2 protein-coding genes, 2 pseudogenes and 1 riboswitch are annotated in these 3,070 nt (G+C 50.6%); of the genes and pseudogenes, 2 read left to right on the plus strand and 2 right to left on the minus strand.

Translation table 11 applies throughout. From position 1 onward, the window contains the following. Positions 1 to 100: hypothetical protein (locus ACTBDZ_RS16450; RefSeq protein WP_438813920.1), on the plus strand; the 100-nt coding region annotated here is incomplete at its 5' end. Between the two features lie 24 nt (positions 101 to 124). On the opposite strand, the pseudogene ACTBDZ_RS16455 reads toward ACTBDZ_RS16450, so the two are convergent. Further along, a pseudogene (locus tag ACTBDZ_RS16455) lies at positions 125 to 1,021 on the minus strand (TonB-dependent receptor plug domain-containing protein); the annotation flags it as partial. A gap of 67 nt (positions 1,022 to 1,088) precedes the next feature. Next, positions 1,089 to 1,301, minus strand: a riboswitch (cobalamin riboswitch). A 139-nt stretch (positions 1,302 to 1,440) separates the two neighbouring features. Between ACTBDZ_RS16455 and trmA the strand changes: the two are divergent. Beyond that, positions 1,441 to 2,538, plus strand: a pseudogene (gene trmA, locus ACTBDZ_RS16460) (tRNA (uridine(54)-C5)-methyltransferase TrmA); the annotation flags it as partial. Between the two features lie 35 nt (positions 2,539 to 2,573). On the opposite strand, the gene ACTBDZ_RS16465 reads toward trmA, so the two are convergent. Then, positions 2,574 to 2,948, minus strand: a complete 375-nt coding sequence (locus ACTBDZ_RS16465) for a YijD family membrane protein (protein WP_438816102.1) — start codon at positions 2,946 to 2,948, stop codon at positions 2,574 to 2,576. Between the last annotated feature and the right edge of the window lie 122 nt (positions 2,949 to 3,070).

The raw sequence follows: 3,070 nt of genomic DNA on the forward strand, positions 1-3,070 counted from the left end.
TCAATGCTGTTCAATGTGGCAGTTACTGAACAAGGTTCGCCGCTTCATGGAAACCGTCAGCCCGTTTCCCAGTGGAAAACATGGACAGGCAAAAGTGTAGCGGTATTAGGAACAGCTATTTAGCATGTAGGCCTTTGCGAGGATCATAGTCATAATCCTTGCTATGGCTATAGCTTCCAACCAACTGCGTGGAATAAATCCCGCTCTGATAACGCAGGCCCGTATCCCATGTTTGGCTATAGAGTTGACGGGTATCGACTGTATTGAAGTTGTCGTAATCGCTGCGGTTATCATAGCCATAACCACGTAAAAAACCGCTAAACCGATCATCAAACTTATGCTCAACCGTGCCGTACAGCGATTTACTCAAAAATCCGTCACGGTCGGGCTGCGCAGGCGAAGCGGTACCGTAGGCAACAACATCAAAACCTTTGGTGTATAGATAATTCCCTGCCAAGGTCGCTGTTGTGCTGTCGCCCAAGGCTTGCTGCGTTGCCGCATCGTAGGATTGATAACCTTTCGATCCCACACCGGCAGTTAGTGTAGTATCATTCTTCTCTCTGGTTGTGATGATATTGACTACGCCACCGACAGCATCAGAGCCGTAGACCGCAGAACGTGCACCGCGAATATATTCAATTCGTTGTACTAAAGATACGGGGATTTGGCTAAGGTCTGATGAGCCACTGATACCTGCCTGATTTAAACGAATACCATCAATCAGAACCAGTACATGCCGGCTTTCAGTTCCGCGAATAAATAGAGAGCTTTTTTGCCCCAACCCGCCATTCTGCCCAATATCCACCCCAGGCAAACGGCGCATTACATCGGTCAAGCTCTTCGCCTGCCAGCGGTCAATATCTTCGCGAGTAACCACCGTTGTAGGCGCCAGCACACTATTCACCGGCTGTTGAAAACGGTTAGCGGTAACCACCATGGTGTTGTTGTCAGTTTGCTGCGCCCAGCCAGAAAAAGCCGTGGCAGAGAGCGCCGCCAGCAGCGATAATTTTTTATAAGACATGTAGTTAGCATCCAAATCACATTGCGGATGCCGCATTACCACAATCGATAGCTCGCGACGATCGTGAACATTGCGACGTAAACCGGCAGGTCTTCGGGCTCGGGTGACATTGCTGTTGCAATCAGAAACGACGACTTCCCACCCGCAGGCAGTGTCTGCATTTAATGCTGTCGTTTCCCTTCCCCTTACCGCTGCGCGTCAGCTCCAGATTTTCACTGGATTCCCTTTTAACTCACACTGCGTCAGCACACAGTGCAATACCGGCATGCTATGCTACGATGGCCGCTTACGGATGTCTAGACTTCCGCGATGTGAAATTACTATCGCAGCAACAACGCTGGACATCCCTTCGAGATGCCCTACAATCCGGCCAGTAAACTTCTTTATCACCCTTTCACCGTTTTGAAGCCGAGAACACCATGACGCCAGAGAACCTGCCCATCGAACAGTATGACAACCTGCTTGCGGAAAAGACGGAACGTCTACGGCAGATGATGGTGCCCTTTGCTGCGCCTGAGCCAGAGGTGTTCCGTTCTCCGGTGAGTCATTACCGTATGCGGGCCGAATTTCGCATTTGGCACGAAGGGGACGATCTCTACCACATCATGTTCGATCAGCAGACCAAACAGCGGATCAGAGTCGATCAATTCCCCGCGGCCAGTGCGTTGATTAATCGACTCATGCCCATTCTGATCGATGCACTACGCAACGATGTGATACTGCGCCGCAAGCTGTTTCAGATTGACTATCTGTCGACGATGAGCGGTGAAGTGGTGGTGACGTTTATCTACCACAAGGCGTTAGATGACGCGTGGCAGCAGCAGGCACGCGCACTGCGTGATGCACTACGCGCTCAGGGATTCGCTCTGCAACTGATCGGTCGGGCAACAAAAACTAAAATCTGCCTCGACAGAGATTATGTTGATGAACGCCTGCCAGTCGCCGGGCGTGAGATGATCTACAGCCAGGTTGAAAACAGCTTCACCCAGCCCAATGCCGCCATCAATATCCAAATGCTGGAGTGGGCGCTGAAGGCTACTGCCGGATCAACAGGCGATCTGCTCGAGCTTTATTGCGGTAACGGCAACTTCTCATTGGCACTGGCACGTAATTTTAATCGTGTATTAGCCACTGAAATTGCCAAACCGTCTGTCGCCGCGGCACAATTCAACATCGCCGCGAACCAGATTGATAACGTGCAGATTATCCGCATGGCGGCGGAAGAATTTACCCAAGCACTACAGGGTAAACGTGAATTTACCCGTTTGCAGGGTATCGATTTGTCTGAATATCAGTGCGACACCATTTTTGTCGATCCGCCACGTAGCGGCCTGGACGACCAAACGCTGTCCATGGTGCAGGGTTACTCACATATCCTCTACATCTCCTGCAACCCTGAAACCCTGTGCAACAACCTGACCCAACTCACGACGACACACCGTATCACTCGTCTGGCATTGTTCGATCAGTTTCCCTATACCCATCATATGGAATGCGGTGTGCTGTTAGAAGAGAAGAAGGCGGAACCACCTTCTTCATCGCGAAAATGCAATCATCGGGACGCAGTTGCGTCGTCTACCGGGCGGCGCTTTTTAAGCAGCAAGCCGATCCAGAACACCAACACGACACACAATAATGAAGGCAGGAAGTTCGAGCCAATCTGTGGGTATTCAACGCGAACCAATGCGCTATACAGCAGCAGCCCCAGCAAAAAGCAGGCGGCGACCAGCAGCGGTATGCCTTCAGGCATCTCAATATTGAGGTAACGCTGGTGCAGGCAGTAAACCGAGAGCACCAGAGCAACCAGCGGAAAGACGGAAAAGGGCACGATTGAACTGAACAAGGCGGCAAATGAACCATTGACCGATAAACCTGCGATCAATGCCAAAACCAGGGTACCTTTTTCTTGATGAGGGTATTTTGTCATGATGTGTATTAGTCGCGACTTGATCTGACACTGGACCTTGCAAGGTTGAGAGTTACCGGTTTTGATATGGGTGTCCAATCCTTATACAAAACACGAGGTAACTCTCATGATTCATACTAACA

The sequence above is a fragment of the Symbiopectobacterium sp. genome, from assembly GCF_051710365.1.
Lineage (GTDB): Bacteria > Pseudomonadota > Gammaproteobacteria > Enterobacterales > Enterobacteriaceae > Symbiopectobacterium.